The sequence below is a fragment of the Paenibacillus sp. NPDC058174 genome (assembly GCF_042883865.1).
GTDB lineage: Bacteria > Bacillota > Bacilli > Paenibacillales > Paenibacillaceae > Pristimantibacillus.
Window position 1 is genome coordinate 476,945 of record NZ_JBHVUY010000002.1, and the last position, 24,496, is coordinate 501,440.

22 protein-coding genes are annotated in these 24,496 nt (G+C 45.5%); 21 read left to right on the plus strand and 1 reads right to left on the minus strand.

Annotated features, from left to right (window positions below):
- Positions 1-20: 20 nt before the first annotated feature.
- From ACFVVF_RS13630 to ACFVVF_RS13645, 4 genes are all read left to right on the plus strand, one after another.
- Positions 21-1,211, plus strand: a complete 1,191-nt coding sequence (locus ACFVVF_RS13630) for a Ger(x)C family spore germination protein (RefSeq protein WP_387810085.1) — start codon at positions 21-23, stop codon at positions 1,209-1,211.
- On the plus strand, positions 1,204-1,428 hold the full coding sequence (locus ACFVVF_RS13635) for a hypothetical protein (RefSeq protein WP_387810088.1): 225 nt from the start codon (positions 1,204-1,206) through the stop codon (positions 1,426-1,428). The genes ACFVVF_RS13630 and ACFVVF_RS13635 overlap by 8 nt, the downstream gene beginning before the upstream one ends.
- 6 nt (positions 1,429-1,434) lie before the next feature.
- Positions 1,435-2,736 (plus strand): GerAB/ArcD/ProY family transporter, encoded by a 1,302-nt coding sequence (locus ACFVVF_RS13640; RefSeq protein WP_387810091.1) that lies wholly within the window; start codon positions 1,435-1,437, stop codon positions 2,734-2,736.
- A gap of 403 nt (positions 2,737-3,139) precedes the next feature.
- Entirely contained in the window at positions 3,140-3,997 is an 858-nt protein-coding gene (locus tag ACFVVF_RS13645) for a DUF421 domain-containing protein (protein WP_387810094.1), read from the plus strand.
- Between the two features lie 189 nt (positions 3,998-4,186).
- On the opposite strand, the gene ACFVVF_RS13650 is transcribed toward ACFVVF_RS13645, so the two are convergent.
- Positions 4,187-4,939 (minus strand): hypothetical protein, encoded by a 753-nt coding sequence (locus ACFVVF_RS13650; RefSeq protein ID WP_387810097.1) that lies wholly within the window; start codon positions 4,937-4,939, stop codon positions 4,187-4,189.
- 396 nt (positions 4,940-5,335) lie between these two features.
- Between ACFVVF_RS13650 and coxB the strand changes: the two genes are divergently transcribed.
- From coxB to ACFVVF_RS13735, 17 genes are all read left to right on the plus strand, one after another.
- Complete coding sequence (gene coxB / locus ACFVVF_RS13655) at positions 5,336-6,382, plus strand: cytochrome c oxidase subunit II (protein WP_042166111.1); 1,047 nt, start codon at positions 5,336-5,338, stop codon at positions 6,380-6,382.
- Positions 6,383-6,450: 68 nt separating this feature from the next.
- Complete coding sequence (gene ctaD / locus ACFVVF_RS13660) at positions 6,451-8,295, plus strand: cytochrome c oxidase subunit I (RefSeq protein ID WP_387811460.1); 1,845 nt, start codon at positions 6,451-6,453, stop codon at positions 8,293-8,295.
- Complete coding sequence (locus tag ACFVVF_RS13665; protein ID WP_387810100.1) at positions 8,292-8,903, plus strand: cytochrome (ubi)quinol oxidase subunit III; 612 nt, start codon at positions 8,292-8,294, stop codon at positions 8,901-8,903. Before ctaD ends, ACFVVF_RS13665 begins: the two co-directional genes overlap by 4 nt.
- 3 nt (positions 8,904-8,906) lie before the next feature.
- Positions 8,907-9,224, plus strand: coding sequence for a cytochrome C oxidase subunit IV family protein (locus ACFVVF_RS13670; RefSeq protein ID WP_188888307.1), 318 nt, complete (start codon positions 8,907-8,909; stop codon positions 9,222-9,224).
- An 82-nt stretch (positions 9,225-9,306) separates the two neighbouring features.
- Complete coding sequence (ctaG, locus tag ACFVVF_RS13675) at positions 9,307-10,203, plus strand: cytochrome c oxidase assembly factor CtaG (RefSeq protein ID WP_387810104.1); 897 nt, start codon at positions 9,307-9,309, stop codon at positions 10,201-10,203.
- 37 nt (positions 10,204-10,240) lie between these two features.
- The gene (locus ACFVVF_RS13680) at positions 10,241-10,705 is read left to right on the plus strand and encodes a DUF420 domain-containing protein (RefSeq protein ID WP_387810107.1); all 465 of its coding nucleotides are present in this window, start codon (positions 10,241-10,243) and stop codon (positions 10,703-10,705) included.
- Between the two features lie 274 nt (positions 10,706-10,979).
- Positions 10,980-11,624 (plus strand): hypothetical protein, encoded by a 645-nt coding sequence (locus ACFVVF_RS13685; protein ID WP_387810110.1) that lies wholly within the window; start codon positions 10,980-10,982, stop codon positions 11,622-11,624.
- A 44-nt stretch (positions 11,625-11,668) separates the two neighbouring features.
- The gene (locus ACFVVF_RS13690) at positions 11,669-12,058 is read left to right on the plus strand and encodes a GntR family transcriptional regulator (RefSeq protein WP_387810113.1); all 390 of its coding nucleotides are present in this window, start codon (positions 11,669-11,671) and stop codon (positions 12,056-12,058) included.
- Between the two features lie 29 nt (positions 12,059-12,087).
- Complete coding sequence (locus ACFVVF_RS13695; protein ID WP_387810116.1) at positions 12,088-12,999, plus strand: ABC transporter ATP-binding protein; 912 nt, start codon at positions 12,088-12,090, stop codon at positions 12,997-12,999.
- Positions 13,000-13,046: 47 nt separating this feature from the next.
- The gene (locus ACFVVF_RS13700; RefSeq protein WP_387810119.1) at positions 13,047-13,949 is read left to right on the plus strand and encodes an ABC transporter ATP-binding protein; all 903 of its coding nucleotides are present in this window, start codon (positions 13,047-13,049) and stop codon (positions 13,947-13,949) included.
- On the plus strand, positions 13,942-15,258 hold the full coding sequence (locus ACFVVF_RS13705; RefSeq protein ID WP_387810122.1) for an ABC transporter permease: 1,317 nt from the start codon (positions 13,942-13,944) through the stop codon (positions 15,256-15,258). The genes ACFVVF_RS13700 and ACFVVF_RS13705 overlap by 8 nt, the downstream gene beginning before the upstream one ends.
- Before the next feature lie 335 nt (positions 15,259-15,593).
- Positions 15,594-17,396, plus strand: coding sequence for a cache domain-containing sensor histidine kinase (locus ACFVVF_RS13710; protein WP_387810125.1), 1,803 nt, complete (start codon positions 15,594-15,596; stop codon positions 17,394-17,396).
- Positions 17,389-18,990 (plus strand): response regulator, encoded by a 1,602-nt coding sequence (locus tag ACFVVF_RS13715; RefSeq protein ID WP_387810128.1) that lies wholly within the window; start codon positions 17,389-17,391, stop codon positions 18,988-18,990. Before ACFVVF_RS13710 ends, ACFVVF_RS13715 begins: the two co-directional genes overlap by 8 nt.
- Positions 18,991-19,158: 168 nt before the next feature.
- Positions 19,159-21,099 (plus strand): beta-L-arabinofuranosidase domain-containing protein, encoded by a 1,941-nt coding sequence (locus tag ACFVVF_RS13720; RefSeq protein WP_387810131.1) that lies wholly within the window; start codon positions 19,159-19,161, stop codon positions 21,097-21,099.
- Between the two features lie 190 nt (positions 21,100-21,289).
- Positions 21,290-22,630, plus strand: a complete 1,341-nt coding sequence (locus ACFVVF_RS13725; protein ID WP_387810134.1) for an ABC transporter substrate-binding protein — start codon at positions 21,290-21,292, stop codon at positions 22,628-22,630.
- 192 nt (positions 22,631-22,822) lie between these two features.
- Positions 22,823-23,596 carry a carbohydrate ABC transporter permease gene (locus ACFVVF_RS13730; protein ID WP_387810137.1) on the plus strand — a complete coding sequence of 258 codons (774 nt, stop codon included), beginning with the start codon at positions 22,823-22,825 and terminating at the stop codon, positions 23,594-23,596.
- Positions 23,596-24,423, plus strand: a complete 828-nt coding sequence (locus tag ACFVVF_RS13735) for a carbohydrate ABC transporter permease (RefSeq protein ID WP_387810141.1) — start codon at positions 23,596-23,598, stop codon at positions 24,421-24,423. Before ACFVVF_RS13730 ends, ACFVVF_RS13735 begins: the two co-directional genes overlap by 1 nt.
- The last annotated feature ends 73 nt before the right edge of the window (positions 24,424-24,496 follow it).

Below are 24,496 nucleotides of genomic sequence, written 5' to 3' on the forward strand. Positions count from 1 at the left end.
ACAAGAAAGGAGGCGGTGCAATGAATAGCAGCTGGAGAAAAGGCCTATGTCTAACCATAGTGTTGGCTTGTATCAGCATGCTGCTCACCGGCTGCTGGGATCGCCGGGAAATCAATGACGTAGCCTTTGTAGTCGGCAGTTCCCTGGATATTACGGAAAACGGCGACTTTGAGGTAGGTGTTCTTATTCCTCTTCCCGGCAATATGGGAGGTGCGGTTGGTGGAGGCGGCGGGAGCCAGCAAAAGCCGTTCATTATAAAAACTTCGCGGGGAAAAACGATCAAAGAGGCGATCGATCTGCTGCAAAAAAGCCTCCCTCGCTGGCTCTTTTTCGGGCATCGCCGTGTTCTTGTTATTGGAGATCGTTTGGCCCAGACGGTTGGCTTGTCCCCGATTATCGATGCGATTACAAGAATGCCTGAAAACCGGCTGACCGCTTTCGTTGCGATATCAAAAGGTCCGGCACTTGAAGTGATGAATGCGGATGTCCGGCTCGAGCGGTTCTCGGCAGAGTCGATAAGGGAAGTGCTGCAGTCCGACTCCAGCATACGGGTGTCTTTGAAGGACGTTATTTCCAGTATTGTTGCAGTCGGGGAAGATGCGATGCTGCCTTACTTGCAGAAGAGGAAGACAAGTCTCAAGGGGCACGAAGCCGAGGACATCGATGTAATCGGTTTTGCGCTAACGCATAACGGAATTATGAAGGCGGCGGCGAAGGATGATGCCTCCAACGGTGTCCGGCTGCTGAGCAATCAATTCCGGCCTTACCGCGAGACTGTTGTGGATGGCAGCCATGCCGTTACGATTGCAGTCAACACCTGCAAATTGAAAGTCAAATCCGTAATGATTGACGGGATTGCCCGGTTTGATATTCGCACGGATATTCAATTCAGCATAAATGAAGACTCCGATCTGAACCGGAACTATAATGACATCGGTCAAAGAACGCACATTGAGAAGCTGTTTGAGCAAAAAGCTGAAAACGATATTAAAAAAGCTATCGCGATTATGCAAAAGTCCAATGCCGATGTCATCGGATTTGGGCGATATTTAAACCGGGCATATCCGGGGAAATGGGAAAATGAATGGAAATCGCAATGGGAGACGGTATTCCCGAAATGCGAATTTACAGTGAAAGTAGATGCAGACCTTTTCCGGATCGGCATGAACCGTGAAAATTTAGCGAAAAAGGATAAGAAAGAAAATGGATAATGCTTATGCGTTGATCATTATCGTCTTTGTAGCGATTACGGTAGCCGTGAAGAGGAGGCAGCTAAGAGGATGGGCGAATAAACTGTTTTTTTATCTGCTGGCCTGTCTGGCAATTGTGCTGCTGGTGCTTCATGAAATGGAGCTGGAAATATCGCTGATGGAAAATGCGTTCATCTACAACTGCGTGAAAGTGATCATGAGACTGATGAAGAGGTGACCCTAGATGAAGGACAAAATGACGATGTCGACGCTGCAACTCATGCTGCTCGTCTGCTCGCTGCTCGTAGCCTCTAATATGACGAGCTTGCCTATGGCGTTGACGGAAAGCTCGCGTCAGGATGCCTGGTTATCTTTCGTATTGCCAATTCATTACGGAATTGGTATGGCCTATCTGTATTGGCGGCTTGCAAGAGCTATGCCGGGCAAAAATGTGTTTGAAATGGCTAAACTTGCCAGCGGCAAATGGTTGGGCGGCCTGCTGAATGCGGCATTGATCGGCTATTTGGCGCTCGATTTAATTAGCCAGCTTCGCTTGTATGGCGATTTTTTCAGTGCATCGATTTTGCTCCGGACACCCTCTGAGTATGTCGTGCTATTGACGGTCGTGCTGCTGATGTACATTGCGACAGGTTCGTCTGAGCACCTCGCCCGCGCGAATGTCGTCTTTGTCGCCGTCTTTATATTGTTCTATGTTGCTCTGCCGATTCTTCTGCTGAACGAGATTGACATTCAGAAGCTTGAACCGATCCTGAGCAAAGGCGTTCTTCCGCCGCTTAAGGGGGGAATGCTGGCCGTAGGCTTGTTTGGCGATTTGATCGTTATCGGCGCCTTTTTGCACCATGTCAGAAAGCCTAGAGATATATATTTTGCGGTCAAAACAGGCGTTATCTTCTCTGCGTTCATGTTGACGATATGGCTGTTCTGCGTCGTAAGTGTACTTAGCCCAACTATAGCCTCACGGATGATTTATGTAGGGTGGATTGTCGTTCAGCAGATTCACATTACGGATTTCTTGGACCGGGTCGATTTGTTTCTTATTTCTTTGTATGTGCCTGTCATCTTGATAAAGCTAGCTATTTTATACACGGGCATGCTGACCGGCTTGGCTTCTTATACGAAAAAGAAAAATTATGACTCGATCAACGTATTAACAGGCCTGCTGATTGCCATGCTAACGGATATCCTTTTCAGCAATATGGATGAAGTGGTTATGTTCAACAATTATGGCATTATGCCGATTTCAGTCGGTGTACAAATCGTATTCTTCGGCTGCTTGATCATTTCATTGGCTATAAGGCGCTCAAGCATAAGAAGCATAGCGGATGACAAACAATCGGGCGGCTATGGGATGGGGGTATGGATTGGACTAATCGGCTGTTTACTGGCGATAGGCTTCGGAGGTTTCTATGGTCATGTTAGAGGTTACTTTGGGATCATAAGCGGTGCCGTGTATGCTTGCTTCCTCCTGATGTGCATCTACTTCAGCCTGCGAGAGTATAGGCAGACTACATTGAAGGAAGCTTAAATCCAGCGGGCTGGAAAAGACACAGAAATGGATAACGGCACCCGTAAACGGATGCCGTCGAGTGTGACTTATATTTAACCGATGCCCTTCCATTGAGCGGAAAGGTTCGTGTGAGAAGCGAAAACGCTTGATACCCCTTGTTAATTATGGTGAGAGGAGCAAAGCTCTGACCATTAAATCTTCGCATACTTCAAAACAACGGAAGCCCTGCCTCTCTTCCGTCCTTACGGCTCCGATGACCGCGCCAGTGTGAATCAAAGAAACTGCTTGCTGGATTGTACATTGTTGTGAATTAACGGAAAAGAAAATCAAAATCCGAGGAAATAATCTAGTTTCCATGAGGGATATGCGGGGTTAAATATAACACGAAATCTAGTATAGCATACTATTAGGAGGAATTGCAATGCCTGATTGGTTAGAAATAGCGCTTCGTACGTTATCAGCGGTCGTGATTTTGTTCATCATTACGAAGCTGCTAGGCAAAAGACAAATATCTCAATTGTCTCTATTTGAATATATAACGGGGATTACAATCGGTAATATTGCAGGTTACATTTCACTCGATTTGGATAATGACTGGTATCTCGGAATCGTCGCTTTGGCCGTGTGGGTCGGCATCTCGGTTGCAATGGAGTTCATCACTTTAAGAAGCAAAGCAATTCGCGACGTTGTGGATGGAAGAGGAACCGTAATAATCGACAAGGGTGTTCTGCTTCGCAAAAATATGCGTAAAGAGCGGATCACGCTCGACGAAATGCTGGAGCAGCTTCGGAAAAAGGATGTGTACCGGGTAGCCGATGTAGAGTTTGCGATAATGGAGCAAAGCGGTGAAATCAACGTCATGCTGAAAAAGGAGCATCAGCCAGTTACACCGGATATGCTGGGCTGGCGTTTACCTCAAGAGGTGGAAGCGCAAACGGTTATTATGGACGGTAATGTGGTTGAACGCTCTTTGGAAGTAGCGGGCAAGGATAAGGACTGGCTCGATGGACAGCTCAAAAAGCAAAAGATCAAGCTGGAGGATGTGTTTCTTGCTCAGATCGATTCGCAAGGAGACCTGTCTGTCCAGACCGGTACGGAAAGCAAAGCGCATAATCCGTCAACGAAGCCGAAGGATCAAATTGCGGAGCTGCTGAAGCAGTACGAGGATGAGCTTTATATGCTGGAGAGATTCGCGATGAATGAGGATGACAAGATGGATTACCGCGATGCGATTAATAAACTGAAGGAAGCCATGCATTTCTATCCGCCGCCGTCCTAAGCGAGCGGGCCAGCATAAAGTGAAAAAGCTGTTTCCAAGGCCTTAAGCAACGGGCCTGAGAGAAACAGCTTTTTTGCAGCCGGCTGAACTGGTTGTGATGTTAATTCTAAATATGCGCTATATAATAGGAAGAGATTTTTTTGAAATTGAATTTTTTGTCATAAAAGCTGTTGGCGCCATCAAATTCTGCTATCGCGAATAGGGGATGATGGACTCTCCGCGGCGGCTTTTTGCCCGCATCTTTTCATACTCGATAATTTGCGAAGGCATCTTGTCTCCGCCGGCAAACTGATGCTTCACCAGATTGTTGAAGTCTTCGACCCATGGAACGAGAGAACGGTTCATCCATGCTTGCTTGGCGTATTCATTCAACTGGTTTACAAAATCCATGTTAGCGGAAATATGGACCTCTTGCACGGCAGGGGCGAATTCCCTGATCCTCTTGGCGACTGTCTGCTTCAGCTCATGAGAAAGCTGCGAGTGGTCGTTGACCGAGAAGTAGGAGTTATATGGCGTGATCAGCTGCCGGTTGTCCCAATAGCTGCTGCCTGTATCCGTATTATATACAGCATCGCCATTGCTCTGCTCATTGGTGCGGCCCGTGCTTTTTGTACCGACAGCCGTCCAGTCCAGCGCAAGTCCGACGTAGGCATTCTTATCGGTAAGCATCACGATGGCCGTGCCAACCCCATTCAATTGGGTCACTTTGTTGGAGAGCGTATTGCTGTATTCGAAAAAGGCGTTGTCATGCTGCTTGAGATTGTTTTTGCCTGCAGCCGATCCATACATTTTGGCGGAGCCGGCGTTTTTCGGATCACCGGCCTGACGGCTGCCGTAATCGTGGTCACTGTTCTGGATGCGCTTCTCATAGCCGCATGAAGTCGTTAGGGCGACGAGCAGCAGCAGAGTGAGGGCAAGAGTACCGGCTATACGTTTGTTCATTGAAAGTCAGCCTCCATTCGGGCAGTTATAGGAATAGGTTTTGTAGGGAACGATTAAATATACGCTCCGAAGTCCATACATAATTGACCATGGGTTTGGTGCACAATGTAGGATAGGAATTCACATCACGCGCGGGGAGCTGTGCGGGATGCCAAAAACGATAAAAGCAAGTCCCTCGATGAGCAAAAAAGCCTTGAAAATGAACGTTTTTGACAGCTTTGCGAACAATTTGTGAACTCTCTGTGGAACATTGACAAATAAGGGCTTCAACTTTATATTTAATAAAGTGATTTAAGTTGCAGGAGTTGTCATAACATCTGTGAAAACACGCAGTTTCTCGCTTAATTTTGCGAATTTCTCAGCTGCGAAAACGTCAAAAGTGGGGTTGATTAATTAATGAATCGGTGGCAGTTTGTAAAACGGCTTGCGCCGCTTCTGGCCTTGATGGTTCTGGTGCTGTCGGCGTGCGGACGAAGTGACTTGTCCACGCTGAATCCCCAAGGTCCTGTAGCGCAAGAGCAATTCGGACTGATGAAGCTGGCGATTTCAATCATGTTGATCGTGATTGTAGTCGTATTTGCGATTTCTTTCTACGTAATTATTCGTTTCCGCCGTCGTCCCGGAGACAAAACCATTCCGAAGCAAGTGGAAGGCAGCCACAAGCTGGAAATTATCTGGACGGTAATTCCAATTATCATGCTTATCATTCTTGGCGTACCGACGGTACAATCGGTATTTAACTTAGCCAAGGACTACACGAAGGACCCGGATGCGGTTAAAGTAATCGTGACTTCGCACCAATACTGGTGGGAATTCGAATATCCGGAGCTTGGCATTAAAACTGCGCAGGAACTAATCATTCCTACAGGCAAAACAATCTCGATCGAAGCGAAATCGGCAGACGTGCTTCACTCGTTCTGGATTCCGTCGCTTGCCGGCAAGATTGATACAAACCCTGGCGCGAACGTAAATATAATGTACTTCTCAGCTCCAAAAGAAGGCGTTTACTTGGGCAAATGTGCCGAGCTTTGCGGACCTTCTCACGGCCTGATGGACTTTAAAGTAAAATCGGTGGACGAGTCTTCGTTTGATCGTTGGACAGCAGCGTTGCAAGAACCAGTTGCTCTTCCTAGCGATCCTGCCGTTAAAGAAGCTTTTGTAAGCAAATGCTTGACTTGCCACGCTGTAGGCGATCAAGGCGGTCCTGCTTTCCCTAACTTGACAGGTATCGGCAGTCGTCAGACTGTAGGCGGTATCCTTGTCAACACCGACGATCCTAAATATTCCAACGAAGGTTCGGTTGAAGAAAACCTGCATCGCTGGATTAAAGATCCTCAAGCTGTCAAACCTGGCAACCAAATGCCTAAAGTCGACTTGACAGAACAAGAGCTCGATGGCATTGCAAAATATTTGTCTGATTTGACGCTTGACTATCAACAATAAATCATCGGTGATTGAAGGAGGTACCTACCTTGGCTCATGGACATGCGGTTAAACGTCATACCGGCCTGATGGATTGGCTGACAACGGTTGACCACAAAAAAATCGGCATCTTGTATTTGATCGCCGGCGGTTTTTTCTTTCTTGTCGGCGGCTTGGAAGCGTTGCTTATTCGGATTCAATTATGGAAACCGCTTAACGATTTCGTAGGCGCGGATACATACAACGAGCTGTTAACAATGCACGGCACGACAATGATCTTTCTGGCAGCGATGCCGATGCTCTTTGCTTTAATGAACGCGATCGTGCCGCTGCAGATCGGCGCGCGCGACGTTGCGTTCCCTTTCGTTAACGCACTTGGTTTCTGGACTTTCTTCTTCGGCGCAGTGCTGCTTAATGTCAGCTGGTTTGCTGGCAGCGCTCCTGAAGCTGGCTGGACGGCATATGCTCCGCTTGCCGGAACGACTTATAGTCCCGGACATGGTATGGACTATTATGTTATCGGCTTGCAGATCGCAGGTATTGGTACCCTTATCGGGGGCATCAACTTCCTCGTAACGATTATCAACATGCGTGCACCAGGCATGACTTTCATGCGCATGCCGATGTTCACTTGGGCGTCGTTCATTACTTCGGCGCTGATCCTGTTCGCTTTCCCTGCTCTGACTGTAGGTTTGGCGGCACTGATGTTCGACCGGATCTTCGATGCGAATTTCTTCGATCCTTCCGGCGGCGGCAACACCGTACTATGGGAGCATATTTTCTGGATATTCGGACATCCTGAGGTGTATATCCTCATCTTGCCGGCATTCGGCGTTATCTCCGATGTTATTAGTACGTTCTCGAGAAAGCGTCTGTTCGGATACAGCTCCATGGTATTCGCTACGATTCTGATCGGCTTCTTGGGCTTCATGGTATGGGCGCATCACATGTTCACAACCGGTCTTGGACCGATAGCGAACTCGCTCTTCTCCATTGCGACGATGTTGATCGCAGTACCGACTGGTATTAAAATCTTTAACTGGCTGTTTACGATGTGGGGCGGTTCCATTAAGTTCACGACTGCGAATTTGTTCGCAGTTGGCTTTATCCCGACCTTCGTAATGGGCGGCGTAACCGGCGTTATGCTGGCGGCTGCGCCTGCCGACTTCCAGTACCATGACTCGTACTTCGTTGTCGCGCATTTCCACTACGTTATCGTAGGCGGTTTGATCCTTGGCATTTTCTCCGGCTTGCACTACTGGTGGCCGAAAATGTTCGGACGCATGCTGAACGAAACGATCGGCAAGCTGACGTTCTGGACATTCTTCATTGGTTTCCATATGACGTTCTTCGTACAGCATTTCCTTGGCTTACTCGGCATGCCGCGCCGGATTTGGACGTACCTGGACGGACTGGGTTTCAATGAAATGAACTTGATCAGTACAATCGGCGCGATTCTGATGGGCCTTGGCACAATCTTCTTCCTTCTGAACGTGACGATTACAGCTTTCAAACCGAAAAACGCTGTAAACGATCCTTGGGAAGACGGACGTACGCTGGAGTGGACGATTTCTTCGCCGCCGCCAGAGTACAATTTCCAGCAAACGCCGCTCGTTCGCGGTTACGATGCATTCTGGAAAGAGAAAATGGATGGCAAAAAAGGCATGACGCCTGCCGAGCCAATCGGTTCGATCCATATGCCTTCACCATCGATTCTTCCGTTCTTCATGTCGCTTGGCTTGTTCATTACAGGCTTCGGCTTGCTTTACTCCGATGGCACATGGGGCAGCGTTGCAGGTATCGACACGGGATACGTTATTGGAGCAGTTGGTTTGCTCGTAACATTTACTTGTATGATCCTTCGTTCTTTATACGATGATCATGGTTTCCATATCGAGCCTGAAGATCAGCATGACGGGGGGGTAAAAGCATGAGTGCACATGTAGAAGGGCAATTGCCTCATGAGCCCGAAAAGGCGACCCTTGAGGGACGCAATAAAGTTCTTGGTTTCTGGCTATTCCTAGGCGGAGAAACGGTATTGTTCGGAACGCTGTTCTCGGCGTTCCTGGCACTCCGCCATCAAGTACTCGACGGGCCTCCGGCTCATGAGCTGTTCTCGCTGCCGCTTGTAGCGATCGCTACGGCGCTCCTGCTTACCTCGTCGTTGACGAGCGTATTTGCAACACAGGCGCTGCACCGTCATGACAACAAAAAGCTGATTACTTGGCTTATCGTTACCGTCTTGCTCGGCTTAGGCTTCCTGGGCTTGGAGATTTATGAGTTCTATCACTACGTCAAGGAAGGCCATGGCTTTACAACGAGCGCATTCAGCTCCTCGTTCTATACGCTGGTCGGCTTCCACGGCGCTCACGTAGCGCTCGGTATTGTGTGGATCTCGCTTCTGATCGGCCAGCTGGCCAAGAAAGGCCTTACAGTCGTTACTGCGCCTAAAGCGTATGTGGCTGGTCTGTACTGGCACTTTATCGACGTTGTCTGGGTATTTATCTTCACCGTCGTTTACTTGATGGGAAAGGTGGTTTAATCCATGTCAAGCAATCATTCCGCTGAAGAAAAACGCCCCGTTCGCCACAAGCTTGAGGGGCCGCAGAAAGCGATCGTTTCTTTTATTCTTTCCGTCCTGCTAACGCTGATTGCCTTCGCGACAGTCGCTTCCGGCGGGATTAACACCGACTTTATCTACATCATTCTTATCGGTTGCGCGATTTTGCAAGTATTCGTACAGATGGCTGTATGGATGCATATGAAAGACCGCGGCCATGCTTATGCAACGGTTGCTATCCTGTTCGGTGTGTTCATCGTATTCACTTGCGTGATTATGGCGGAATACTGGGCTTGGTGGTAAAAAAATTCAACTAAAAAGAGGAGGGTCCCTAAGGCTGGGTCCCTCCTCTTTTGCAAGATGAGTGTGAAAGGAGCTTCCACATATGCTAGGCTTACAATATTTCAGCTTTGAAGAAGTGTGGACCCCGTGGTTCCTGTTCGGAATGACGGCCCTCGTCATTCTATACTTCTATGTAATAGGGCCATGGAGGGAGAAGCATGCGGCTGCAGAGCCTTCAGCAACGGTGCTGCAAAAGCTGATGTTCGTGACTTCGGCGCTCTTGCTGTATTTATCGCACGGAGGTCCGTTGAACCTGCTGGGGCATTTGATGTTTACGTTCCATATGGTGAACATGTCCATCTCTTATCTCATTGTGCCACCGATGCTGCTGCTGTCCATTCCGGCTTTCGTATGGCGCAAAGTATTCTCGCGTCCTGTATGGCGCAAATTGCGGTTTCTAATGAATCCGATCTCGACCCTGATTCTGTTTAACTTGCTGTTCTCCATTTATCATGTCCCTATGGTTCATGATTATGTGATGACAAATTTCTTCGTTCACCGGTTGTACTACCTGGTCCTGTTCATCACGGCTTCGATGATGTGGTGGCAGATTGCTTGTCCGGTGCCGGAGTGGAATCGTCTGACGGATTTGAAGAAGCTGGCCTACGTATTCGCCAACGGCATTCTTCTGACGCCTGCCTGTGCGTTGATAATTTTTGCCAGCTCGCCGATGTACGCGATTTATAGCGACCCGCTAGTTTGGGTACAGGCTATGGGCTATTGCGTATCGGGTGATCCTTCGAGATTGTTGGATCTGTTCGACGGGCCGCAGTTTTTCAACTTGATGAGCCCTGTTGAGGATCAACAGCTCGGGGGCATCGTAATGAAGCTTGTTCAGGAACTCATGTACGGAATCATCTTGGGCTATATTTTTACTCACTGGTTTAAACGCGAGCATAAGGATGATGAGCTTCCAAACTCAAACCCGGGCACGGCGTAGTTTATTACTATAATTATCGGTACAGGTGGGATGAACATTGGATTGGTATTTTATTTTCCCTACAGTCAGCACTACCTTCATCGTCATCAGCGCGGTGCTGGTTGCGATAGGCTGGGGCCTCGCGATCAAGCGCCGGCTCGATGCGCATAAGAAAGTGATGATTGCCGCTGCAATTGCAGCGATTCTCTTCTTTATTATTTATTCTTCACGGACGGTTATCATCGGCAATACGGCTTGGGGCGGTCCGGATAGTTTGAAGCCTTATTACTTGACCTTCCTGTTGTTTCATATCGTGCTTGCGACTGTCGCTGCCGTCTTTGGTATTACGACGCTCGTATTAGGCTTTAAGAGCAAATACGCCAAGCATCGCAAGTGGGGCAGAATTACTTCGATCATTTGGTTTTTCACAGCGATTACAGGCGTTGCCGTCTACGTATTGCTCTATCTGATGTATCCGGGCGGTCATACGAAGCCGGTCATCGATGCGATATTTGGCTGGTAGAAATAAAAAAGAGCTTTCCTTATGCCGTTACTCGGCGGTCAGGAAGGCTCTTTTTTATGCAGATATAAGCTTGAAAAAAACCTCGATGGAAATGGTTGACACTTTGAAGAGGTGTGATTATACTGTGTATAAAGATATATACAGTATATACACGTTAGCAAGACAGGAAGGGGAGAGCAGATTGAATGCTTGGCAGGGTGCATGGCACATTGCGAAACATGAGCTAATCAGGGATAAGTACGGGCTTCTTTTCACAATCGTGTTTTGCGTATACATGGCTGTAGTTACGATGGGATTTTTTCAATTTGAGGAGAAAGTACCCGATTCGGTCATTTGGTTTTTGGACTATGCATTCATCCTTATTTTTCCGAACTTCGGTTTCGCAATGAACAGGACGACAATGCGCGCTTGGAAAGAGGATGGCTTCACTGACAAGCTGGCGGAGTGGAGATCGATGCCAATTCCGCTGAAGGACTTGATACTGGGACGAATGCTGCAACTTTTCATTATTTTGCTGCCGATGGTCGTGTTGTTTTTCTCCATTCAGTATTTGTCCATACCGAGCTTGCGTGACAACATCGATCTGGGCACTTATGGCTTGTTCGCACTATTCTGGTTCTGTTTTGCCATCGGAATTGCTGTTACTTACATTTTCTTTGAGCTTGGCTATTCCAGCAGAATGTACTCGATTTATTGCATCGTATTGATGATTATCGTGGGTTCTATATTAGTAGGAATTAAGCTGGCTGGTGTCAATGTTGTACTTGGGCTGCTAAGAGAGCTTCAGGCTGGACATTGGTGGTATACCGCTGGTGCTATGCTTTACGCCGTAATTGCTCTGGCAGCAGGCTACGCGATTATTGTGAATAGACTCAGGAAGCGCAGCTTTATTAATAAGGAGAGAATTAAGCTAGGTTAAAACAGAAGGATTGAATTTAAGTCTTTAATAAAGAAGGTGAAGCCGTGTGGCTGCCGATACAAATTAACGAACAAAGCGCCGAACCGCTTTACTATCAGATCGAGGTGCAGCTTCGGGCATTAATTGTGAGCGGACAGCTTTCTGAAGGAACGCTGCTGCCATCTATAAGAGAACTGGCTCAAATGCTGAAATGCAGCGTCATTACGGTTCGCCGGGTTTATCAGGATCTGGAATCGGAAGGCTTGCTGCGGACGAGACAAGGGACTGGAACTTATGTAGCAAAGGTGGAGCAGAGAGAAATGGATCGACATCGGCTGGAAGCGGTAATCGAAGCAATTGAAGGTGCGGTAAATGCGGCGAAGCTTGTGCAGTGCTCGAAGGAAGAGCTTACAGATTTGTTCCGCGAGGCGCTGGATAAACATTACGGCGTGTAGAACTAGATATGTTAGGAAGGGTGAAGGGGATGTCAGAGGAAGCTGCAATTCGTTTGAGTCATGTCGAGCAAAGCCGGCCCCATTTTCAGCTTGGACCGATTACGCTGGACATTCCGAAAGGATATGTAACGGCAATCGTTGGTCCTAACGGGTCAGGCAAAAGCTCAACGTTCCGTCTCTTGCTTGAATTAGCGAAGCCGGATAAAGGCGATATTACGATTCTCGGCCATCAGCTCGGGGATGGAGATAATACGAAGCTGAAGCAGCGAATCGGGTATTTGCCGGAGTTGTTCGGCGTGCATGACAAGGGGATGCGAGGCTCCTATAAAACAGCATTCAATAGACGCTGGTACCCGGATTGGGATTTGAACCGTTATCGCGAGCTGTTGCGTGTATTTGAAGTCGATGACAGCATTCGTCTCGGCAGTATGTCCAAGGGAACGCGGCGTAAATATGAGCTTGCTCTAGCCTTGGCCCATCATCCGGAGCTGCTGCTGCTCGATGAGCCTTCATCCGGACTTGATCCGCTTGCTTGGCGGACGATGCTGGATGTACTGCATCGTTTCATGGATAGTGGAGACCGGACGATCTTAATGGCCTCCCACATTGTGGAGGAGGTAAAGCGGCTCGCCGATTATATCGTATTTATGGGGCATGGGCGGGTGCTTGGCGTATATGAGAAGGATGAATTGTTCAGCAATTGGCATGCCTTTTACATTCATAGCGAACGGTTTACGAGAAAGGATGCACAGGCCATACCCGGTCAATGCGTCATTGAGGAGAACGGCGGGGGTACGATTCGAGTCGTAACGAGAGAGGCTTTTGCCGCCGAGCAATGGCTAGAGAAAGAAGGGCTGCGCCTTGTCGGCCACCAGCCGCTCAATCTGGATGATATTCTAGCGGTGCTCATTGAGCAGGAACGGCTGCGTGTAAGGTCATAATAAGATGTAATCATTTTATATAGAATGCTGAGGGGAGATTTGAGATCATGAAGCCTTTAAAGGTCGATCAAATTTACAAGCAATATGGGGAAAAGACAGCGGTCAACGGAATCAGCTTTGAGGTTGGGCAAGGGGAAATATACGGATTGCTGGGCGCTAACGGCGCCGGGAAAACCACGACGATGAGGATGGTTCTCGGGCTGATTTTTCCGGATGGAGGGCAGATCCTCTACAACGGCAAGCTGTATTCCAAGGAGCAGCTGCAATTGCTCGGCTATTTGCCGGAAGAGCGGGGCTTGTATCCGCGTATCCGGGTGAGCGATCAGCTTATCTATCTGGCTGAGCTTCGCGGCATGAGCAAGAGGGATGCAGACAGCAGCCTGAAGCGCTGGCTAGAGCGATTTGAAGTGCCGGAGTACTACAACAAACGGGTTGAAGAGCTTTCGAAAGGCAATCAGCAAAAAATTCAGTTTATCGCATCGGTCATTCATAATCCGCAAATTGTCATCTTGGACGAAGCCTTCAGCGGTCTCGATCCGGTCAATGTAGAGCTGCTCAAATCTACCGTAAAAGAGCTGCGCGATAACGGAACGACGATGCTGTTCTCGACGCACCGTATGGAGCATGTCGAGGAGCTTTGCCGGAATATTACGATCCTTCACCGCTCCAATGCTGTTGTGCAGGGAAGCTTGAAAGAAATCAAAAGCCGTTATCCGCGTGAACGCGTTATTCTGAAAACAGAGGGTGACGTTAACGGACTGGAAGCGATCGACGGCGTAACGAAGGTTAAGCGCCATGAATATGGCTATGAGATTCATATTGCCAAAGAGGAAGCGGCGGGAGAGATTTTGCGCCTAGCCATTGGACAGACGAACATTCAACGCTTTGAAGTAATGGAGCCAACGCTCAACGAAATCTTTATAAAAACGGTAGGTGAGAGCCATGAATAAATTTTGGACAGTTGTCGGCTTTACGGTTCGCAACAAGCTAAGAGCCAAATCTTTTCTTATTACAACGCTCATTATGGCAATTATTATGTCGATCGGGGTTAATCTTCCGGCTATTATTTCTCTATTTGATAAAGGCGACAGCGGCAAAACGATTCAAATCGGTTATGTGGTGCAAGCTGATGACAATGCAGGAACGAAGCTCTCCGAGCAGTTGAAAAGCTATTTTGCCTCCCAGGAGAAGCCTGGGGTAGAGTTTATTGAAATTGCGAAGGCGGCAAATGCACAAGAAGGCGAAAAGGCTTTGAAAGCGGCTATTGCCGACAAGAAGATCAAAGGCTACCTGAGCTTTGGCGAAGTGACGCCAAGCGGACTGCCTAGCGTCACGTACAAGTCAGAGAAGATGCTTGAAGGCTCAACAACATTGAAGCTGGAAAGTGCTTTGCGAAATGTGCGGACGGAAAACATTTTGAAGGATGCAGGCGTGTCAGAGGAGCAGAAAGCGCAGCTATTCGCTCCGGTTGCCATTGAGTCGGTACAAATCGCGGCGACTGATGGAGCCGGCAGCACAGCAGGTGGCAAAGACGCTAGCCAGCAAGGTATGGCGATTGCACTCGTTACCATCATTATACTCATTCTGTTCTTTGCCATTATGGTGACGGGACAGATGATCGCTTCCGAGATTACATCGGAGAAGAGCTCCCGCGTCATGGAGGTTCTGATTACAAGCGTAGCGCCGCTGACGCAAATGTTCGGTAAAATTTTCGGCGTATTCCTGGTCGGCCTCTCGCAAATTATCGTATATGTATTGGTTATTGTAGCGAATGCCAGCATGCCGCATAACTCGGATGCATTCAAGCAATACAATATCGATCTGTCGACAATCGATCCGATGCTGCTCGTATACGCGCTTATTTACTATTTGGCTGGTTACTTCCTCTACTCGACGCTGTATGCGGCAGTAGGCTCGATCGTAAGCCGGACGGAGGATCTGGGTCAAGCCGTAATGCCTATTACGCTGCTCTCGATGGCGGGCTTCTATATCGCTACGTTCAGCCTCTCCAACCCGGACAGCATGTTAGTAACCGTTGGTTCTTACGTACCGTTCTTCTCGCCATTCGTCATGATGCTCCGCATCGGCCTGTCGAACCCGCCGGTATGGCAAGTGCTTACCTCGCTCGGTATCCTGTTAGTCAGCATCTACCTGGCAGGCTGGCTGTCGGCTAAGATTTACCGCACTGGTGTACTGATGTACGGCAAGCGCCCATCGTGGAAAGAGATTAGAAAAGCGATGAAGGCTTATAAGATTTAAGGGAAGGGCAACACGCCTAAACAGCCCAGCAGAGCGAGCTACTTGATTCTGCTGGGTTTTTCTTTTCTTAGGCAGCCGGAATAGGGGGTAAAACCTGAAAATTACAACAGCTTTCTATAATGGAATTATATTGAATGGTATATTGACTGTGAGATAAAGTGACTGTTACAATGGCTTCATCAAAGATTGAGCTAAATTTTTTTGATACTAAAACCAACTATACATATAGAATTAATTATCATAGGCTTGCGAGAGGGGCATATCGTTGTTGGGAGTACAGATTCACGAATTGCAGGCTTTATCCAACTGTATAAGGAGTGGAGTCTAGACTGAATATGCGCCATCTAAATTTAAGAACTAAACTAATTTTATCAATAACGATTACAGGCTTGATTCCGCTTCTTTTGCTGGTGTTCATCTCTTATTATCATGTTGTTTCTTTTACAGAAAAAAAGTATGTGAATGGGAATCAGATATCTCTTCATCAGCTAGAGCAAAGGTTCGATGACTATTTTAATCGATTAGATCAAAATTCAGTTCGTTTTTTTAGTGATTCCTTCTATGCAAGTGACATTTTAAACATACAGCTGCAATCAACAGAGTATTATAGCCGCACGTTATACAATTTATTTAATTTCTATTCGGAAAGGAAAGAGACCCATTCTGCGATGTTCTATAATCCTGCGGAGGATGAGGTGTATGTCGTTAACGATACGATTAACGCTTCTTTTCATGGGGGAGAAGAAATAACTAGAAGGGAATGGTATCAACGATTGCTGGCAAGTTCTGAGGGGCGGACAATCGAGCCTCTGCGGTGGATTGAGAAATATCCTGAGCGTTATCATGTGAATCAGCAAGAAGCGATGTTTTCTTTAAACCGTGTTATGTATGATAAAAATAAAGCGTATGGAATTCTTACAGCAAATTATAAAACGGATTTTCTTAAAAGTGCACTATTTGAATTAGTTAGCGATGCAGATGAAATGATTGTCTTGACAGATAAAGCTGGCGCTGAACTTACATCTACCCGGTCGTTTAATCCCTCTCAGCAAGTAGAAGACAGCGGGTTGTATGCTGCAATTATAGGAATGGGAACTTCATCAGGCTATATGCACTATAAGTCTACTGGAGAAAAAACGGAACAAATCGTGATTTTCACTATTTCACCGAAGTGGGGGCATATTCTTTACAAGAAGGTTCCCGTGCAAACGGTGTTGCGTGAAGTCGCTCAGACGAGAAATACGATGCTGGGCATTAGCGCCATATTATTAATACTTTTAATCATTACGACAGCTATACTTTCTATGCGATTTACGAAACCATTGGTTCAATTAATGCGGCATATGATAAAGGTCGGAAATGGTGAATTTGAAAGTGAGCTTATCGTAAAATCGCATGATGAAATTGGAGCTATTTCTGCAGCATTCAATCAGATGAGTCGGAAAATTAATTATATGCTTAATGAGCAGTACAAGAATGAAATCATTCTTAAAACTGCTCAGTTAAAAATGCTTCAATCGCAGATTAATCCTCACTTTTTCAATAATACTTTACAGGCCATCGGAGGAGTAGCGCTTGAAAAAGGTGTAGATGAGATTGAATATATGGCTCGTGTTCTGTCTTCTATGCTAAGATATAGCATTTCAGCGACGGGAAATGCTGTTCCGCTGCGTGCTGAAATTGAAAATATAGAACAATATTTAACGATTCAAAAATTCAGATTTGAAGAACGATTGAACTACTCGCTTGAGGCGGACGAAAAGTATTTAGACTTTCGTGTGCCAAAACTGATTTTGCAGCCTTTAGTGGAAAATGTAATTATTCATGGGATCGAAAAAAGTATTAAGCCAGGTACGATAACTATTAAGATTTTTGCAGATCGCGGCAGCCTCGTTATAATGATTGCGGATAATTTCGAAGGCATAGATCCTGATCGATTGGCTGATCTTCAAGCTAAATTAAAGGAAGCTGCTCCAAACGATTGGATTTATCTGCAGAATCACGGCATTCTGAATGGTTTTTATCGTTTGAAATTACGGTATGGGGAACCATTTAGAATGGAAATAGATAGTGATCAAACAAAGGGAACCACAGTTTCTTTGCACATCCCGATCGAGAGAGAGGATCAGAATGATTAAAGTAGTTATTGCAGATGACGAGAATAAGCCGCGCAAAGCGATCGCTAATATGGGGAGCTGGAACGATCTCGGATTAGTATATGCAGAAGTAACGAATGGAACGGAGTTAGTTGAGTATGTGGCGAAGCATCATCCTGAAATTGTAGTAACCGATTTGCGGATGCCCGGGATAAGCGGAGGTGAGCTTCTTCAGGCTTTGCGTAATTATGATGAGCAGATCCAGGTCATTGTAATTAGCGGTTATGACGAGTTTGAATATATGAAACAAGCAATCGTGACAAAAGTCGTCGATTACTTGATGAAGCCATTTAGTAAAGAACAACTCAATTCGGCATTATCCAAAGCCATAAATGAATTGGAAAGCCTTCGTCAGCGCAGACTGCAAACAGAGTTGGCGGTGCAATATTATAAAGAAGAAGTTATGACGCAGCTCTCTGAAGGGAGGGCGTTCAATCTGGACAATTTTCGTGAGTGGACTGGTATTCCCTTGCGGGAGGAACTGTTCTATCAAGTCACAATGCTAAGGATAGCTAATTTCACTTATTTGAGTAAGCAATTTTCTGATCGTAAGCTGTTGTCCTCTGAGGTAACGAGTGTATTAAATAAAATACTAGAAAAGCGCGGCATTGTGTTCCAGTCTGGCGGAGAAGAGTATGAGTGCGGCATGTTGTTGTATATGAATAGCATGGATATGGATCGTACTGAGGCGTTGCTCGAGGAGATCGTTGCACAATTAAGAACGAGTTTGAATATTGGGGTGTTCATTGGAGTCGGTGAATGTTATTACGGGGTTTCACTAATAGGTGATTCTTACCAGGAAGCGCTTCTTGCTCTGAAACGCAGTTCTTTCCGTCAAGACGGAGGCATTGGGCTTTACCGTGAATTAAATATATTGACCGATACACTCCTCTCGGATCAAGGTAAGAAGATAGATCTTTTAGGTTTAGCAGTTTTGAACGGTAATATGGGTTACATTCGGGAATGGATCAACAGCTGCTACACAGAGATTACAGCTCTGCCAATGATTCAAATAACAAGCATGACGGATCTGTTAATGAGAATATGGAGAGAGTTAGAACTATTAGTAGGGAGCGAATATATTGATCTCATAGACCGGCCAAGGTTGTTGAAGAAAGCGCAAGAAATTGAACAACAGCTCCACGTGGAGTTAGAACTTACTGCTCTCAGAGAATTATGCTTGGCTTTTATTTCAGAGGTAGAATTGATAATGAAAAAGAAACAATCCTATCAGGATTGGGAGCAAGGTGTTATTTATGACATTCGTCTTTACGTTGAAAATCATTTCAATGAAAAGGTTTCATTACAGGACCTGGCAGATCGTTTTTATATAAGCAGAGAATCTATTTCAAGATTGTACAAGAAAATATTCGGAACGAATTTGTTCAATCATATTATTCAATTAAAGGTCGATCAGGCCAAGCTTATGCTGGTGGATGAGCGACGCGTCAAAGTGAGGGAGATTGTTGATAGGCTTGGATTTACAGATGAAAGTCACTTCTCCAAAACATTCAAAAAGTATACGGGTCAGTCTCCGAGTGCATATCGTAATGAATATACGAACTTTTCTATTTAGACGGCAGATGAATATTATAAAAAAGGCTATCTTGTCAGTAGAGTAATCTGCGATAGGATAGCCTTTTGCAATTTAGTACAAGCGGATGACAAGCGTATACCTGCTGTAATTACTTGCGGAGTAATATACTTGGGGTTGCTTATTAAATGTCAGGAGGTTGTTACCGCTATGAGTTCTATTCACGAGATGCCAAGATCTTATTTTAATACATTAAATGTAGGAGAAATTAAACCTAAAGGCTGGATTTTACAACAAATGAAACAGGATTTGGAAGAAGGCATCGCTGGACATTTACCTCAGCTGACTTCCTTTATCAATCCTAAAATATTTAAGGAAAAGCGGGTGGATAGTTTTGAAGTTACACCATCTGGCATGGTACAAGACACACCTAGAACCTGGTGGAGCGGTGAGCAAACTGCTTTTTGGCTGGATGGTTATATACGGATGGCATATTTGACTGGGAGCAAGAAGGACATTCGTATCGCGGACAACTATATAAAGGAGATACTGCATAGTCAGGATGGGGATGGCTACATTGGTATATATACGAGTTTAACTCGATTTAAGCATAAAAAAGAGAATGGTGAATTTTGGACTCAAAGTCGTATTTTTATGGTTATGCTTGCTTACTATGAGCTATCTGGGAAAACAGAGTATTTGGATGCGGTTGTGAAAGCGATGCGCTTAACCATGCAGCATTATGGATCCGGCAATAAAAATTCATATTTTAATAATGAGGAACCGGCAGGAGGAACGGGACATGGTCTTATGATGGTTGAGGTTCTAGAATGGCTCTTCAGGATTACGGGGGAAGATGACTTTTTGACATTTGGGCTTTGGTGCTATGAGGATTACTGCTCGGCAAAAAAGATTCGGGATACGGATAATCAGCTAGAGCATTTATTGGACCTGGAAAAGCCGTTCATGTGGCATGCCCCGCATACTACTGAGCATTTGAGAATTCCAATTTGGCTGTATTATGCAACGGGGGATCCTGTACTTAAAGAGGCTAGTGAGAATGCTTATACGAAAATCAAACGTTATTTGGTTCCAAGCGGTGCTTGTATAGGGGATGAGAATATTATTGGCCGCGATCCAGACCCTTCTTTGCCTTATGAGTATTGCGGCATCACTGAACTAATGATCAGCATGTATGCCGCGCTTCAAAAAACGGGAAATATAGAATGGGCAGAGCGAATTGAAAGACTTGCCTTTAATGCTGCACAAGGTGCAAGACTTCCGGATGGCAAAGCCATTTCATATTTGTGCAAGGATAACCGCGCAAGTGCAACCACAGAGGACATTAGTTCGGGAAATCCTACAGAAAAGCTAGCGAAGTTCCAGTATTCACCTACACATGAGAAGGGAGCCCTCTGCTGTGCTGGAAACTCAGTCAAGCTGATGCCGTATTATGTGAACCAGATGTGGATGCGAGTAGGAGTAGGGGAACGAGAGGGCTTGGCTATGGTTTCTTATGGCCCAAGTTGTGTTAGAACTACAATCCAAAATGTTGCAATTGAAATTGAATCGATAACGTCTTATCCATTCGATGAAAGCTTTATATTCAATATTATTTTAGAGAAAGATCTGGCATGTCCGCTATATTTCCGTATTCCAGCATGGTCGACTGCTTATGACGTACATTGCGAAGAAGCAAAAATCACAGAGCAGGATGGATATTTAGTTATAGTTAAAAGTTGGAAAAGTAAGGATCAGATACGTCTTCTATTCCAGTCTGATATCAATTTAACCTATGCTGTGAATGGGGAGGCCGCGCTTAATAGAGGTCCGTTACTTTATGCTCTGCCAATCACAGAGCAGCGAATCACTACTCATTGTTATGAGGGAACAGATTTTGTTGATTTCGATGCAATTCCTAATAGTGAAAATCTCGTTCATATGGACTGGATGCTGGATGGAACGAAACAAAACTTTGGTTTTACTTTTGAAAACAATTCCTTAAAAACGGAAGCGGGATGGGAGAAGCCCTCGAATCGGCTGAATGGAGAATTGCTTGATCAAGATGAAGCATCCCACCCCGTCACATTAGTACCAATTGGAGCTACTGTTCTTCGTAAGATAACATTTCCGATCTATTTAAGAGATTAGGGAAGGATTAGAGATTGAGCTAGAGTTGTCTTTATTCGTCAATAGAATACAAATGAATGGCAAGGAGATACATATCTTCGTATAACGTGAAAGGGTAAGATGAATTCATAGTAAAAAAGTTGGATATTAAATGGGCGAGAACAATTGTACGAATCGTCCAACAAAAAATGGGCTGAGCAGGAGGATTTATATGAAAAGAAATATTTTGATTTCCGTTATTGTCTTGCTTTTATCGCTGTCTCTAGCAGCATGTGGCAACTCCAACACCACGAATGAAGCGTTAACCCCGCCGGCATCGGGTTCCACCCCTGCCTCTGAGAGCACCAGCGCATCTCCTGAACAAATAGGAAAGCCTGTTTCGCTCGAGTACTTCACCATGCAGCAAATTACGGCGGATCAAAAGAAATTCATCAATGATGCGCTTCAGAAAGATCAACCGAATCTTACGGTACAATTCAAGCATGTCAGCGATAATTATCTCGTCGCTCTGAAGTCGAGAATCGCTGCAGGGGATGCTCCTGATCTGTTCGATGGAAACGGATACGTGGCAAATGCAGATTATGTTGAACCGGGTTATGTTCTTGACCTGACAGATTCGGGAATAATCGACGGAATACTGCCTCAATTTCAAGATGCGGGTAAATACAAAGGTAAAGTATACGGAATTCCTACCCTTGCCCAAGGAAAGGGGATGATTTACAACAAGACCGTCTTCGAGAAGGCGGGCATTACAGCACCTCCTAAGACCTTGGATGAACTCACGCAAGCTGTGGAAAAACTGAAAGCCATCGGCGTAACTCCGATAGCGACTGGATTCAAGGACGTGTGGGTAAGCCACCAAATGTTCTGGGATGTTCTCGCGCCGAACGCGAACGCGGGCGACTTCGTTCAATGGTATGCCGATATGACTTCGGGTAAGGCCTCTTTCTCCGATAATAAAGGACTGGAACAATCGCTGCAGCTTATCGATATCGTGAAGAGCAATACGTTTAACCGTCCATTGACGAGCGATATCAATAATTTGGCTAACAATATTGCAACAGATAAAGCCGGTATCGCCTTCCAAGGAGACTGGACGTATTCCAACAATATTGTAAATATGAATCCCGATGTGAAGGTAGGATTGGCTCCTATCCCGGTTTCCAGCAATCCGGATGATGCAGTCATGCTTTACTCAGCCCAAGGAATCGCATTTGTGTCTAAGGATACGAAACATCCGGAAGAAGCGAAAGCTTTCTTGAAATGGATGACTTCCCAAGCCGGCGCTCAGGCGTATACGGAAGTTCTTAATCAGGCTTCTCCGGTGAAAACGGATGTGGAATTAAAAATAACGAATCCGCTTAGCATTGACGCCAATACTTATGTACAAAGCGGCGGCAAAACAGTAGGTTTCATTAAAACGTACTGGCCAACCGGTTTCCAAGACACAGTAGGAAAAGAAATGCAAAGGTATGTTTTGGGAGAGATTGATAAGAAACAATTCTTCAAACTGCTGGATGACAAATGGAAAGAGCTAACAGCCGTCAAATAGCTAACATAATCGGGCGGTAACCTCTGAACGTCAGGTTATCGTCTGATCTTAATTTATGAGAGGAGTCGGCTTATGTCGTTAGTCAATATTAGAGAAAAATGGCGTTCATGGCTGTCATATTGGATTTTTCTATTACCATTTACTGTTATGTTCGTCATATTCTTTTTTATTCCCTTATTAAGAGGGTTATGGATGTCGTTTACGGATTCCACGATGGATCCCAGTGCATGCTTTATCGGGATTAAAAATTACGTCGATATTTTCACAAGTGATTCCAACTTCTTTCATTCGTTATGGATTACGATCTTGTTTACTTTTCTAAACGTCCTATTATCCAATTTAATTGCCATATTACTAGCTCTGGCGGTGGAATCAGTTCAATCTAGATTGAAGAACGTGTTCCGTACATTGTTTTTCCTGCCTTATATTTTTGCGTTAGTTGTCGTTGGTTTTACTTGGAAATTCATTTTTATTGACGCATTGCCTGATTTAGCGGAGAAGCTGCATTTGCCATTCCTGAATATAGATTTTCTAGGTGTTGCGAGTAATGCGATCTATGCCATTATCATAATGAATGTCTGGTATACCTTGGGATACTTCATGGTTATCTATGTGGCTGGTTTGCAGGGCGTAGATAAATCTATTTTAGAATCCGCCCGAATGGAAGGCGCGACAAGCCTTACTTTATTTGTGAAAATAATTCTGCCATTGCTCATGCCCGCGGTAACGATTTGCGTCTTTACGGGTTGCATGTCATCATTCAAAATTTTTGATGCTGTATTCGTCTTAACGGGCGGCGGGCCTGGATATGCGACTGATTTATTGTCTTTGAACATTTATACCAATGCCTTCGGTGAATTTAAGTACGGATATGGCATGGCTAAGGCTGTAATCATGGCGCTGGTACTCTTTGCTGCCGGTTTTATTCAACTGAAATTTTTCAAAGAGAGAGAAGTTGAAGCCTGATGGAGACTAACCGTAAATCAAATAATTGGTTAACCGTCGGATTGTTGATTAGCGTCATTTTGTATCTTTATCCGCTCTTTATGACTGTCATGAATTCCTTCAAGACTTACGGCGAGATGTTTGATTCTTACATTTCCTTGCCTTCCAAACTCAACTTCGATAATTACTCAACCGCTTTGGAGTCCTTGGATTACGCCAAATCCTTAAAGAATAGCGTGCTGCTAACTGGCATAACGGTAATCGGTATTCTGATTACTGCTTCGCTGGCGGGGTATAAACTTAGTCGGGTGAATTCGAAATTTAATAGATTTATGTATACGTTGTTTATTTTGCCCTACTTGATTCCGTTTTTCGCTTATATGATTCCGGTTGTTCAGATGGCGAACTACTTCAATCTAAACAATAGCATTATAGGCGTATCGCTCATTAATATCGGTACATCGGGGGCATTCGCCCTTCTTATGTTTCATGGATTCGTCAAGTCCGTACCAAAGGAGTTGGATGAAGCAGGATATATCGATGGATGTTCGGAACTGGACGTTTTCTTCAGGATTATCGTACCGTTAATGAAACCGGTCATAAGCACTGTCGCGATCGTCTACTCGTTATGGATCTGGAATGAATTCCTCATTCCGTTTCTATTGCTTTCAGATGACAATTCGAACACTCTGATCATTAAAATGTATGAACTATTCGGAACCTACGGGAGCAAATGGGATATTATCCTGGCTAGCATGGTCTTCATTTCATTGCCTATTGTTGTGCTTTATATGCTATTTCAAAGGCAAATTATTAGCGGTATCTCCGCCGGTGCGGTAAAAGGCTAAGGAAACAAGCCCGGCATTACGATGACAAAATCGGAGGTCCCGGGCTGTCGTGGTGATTGACTCCATTATCGGT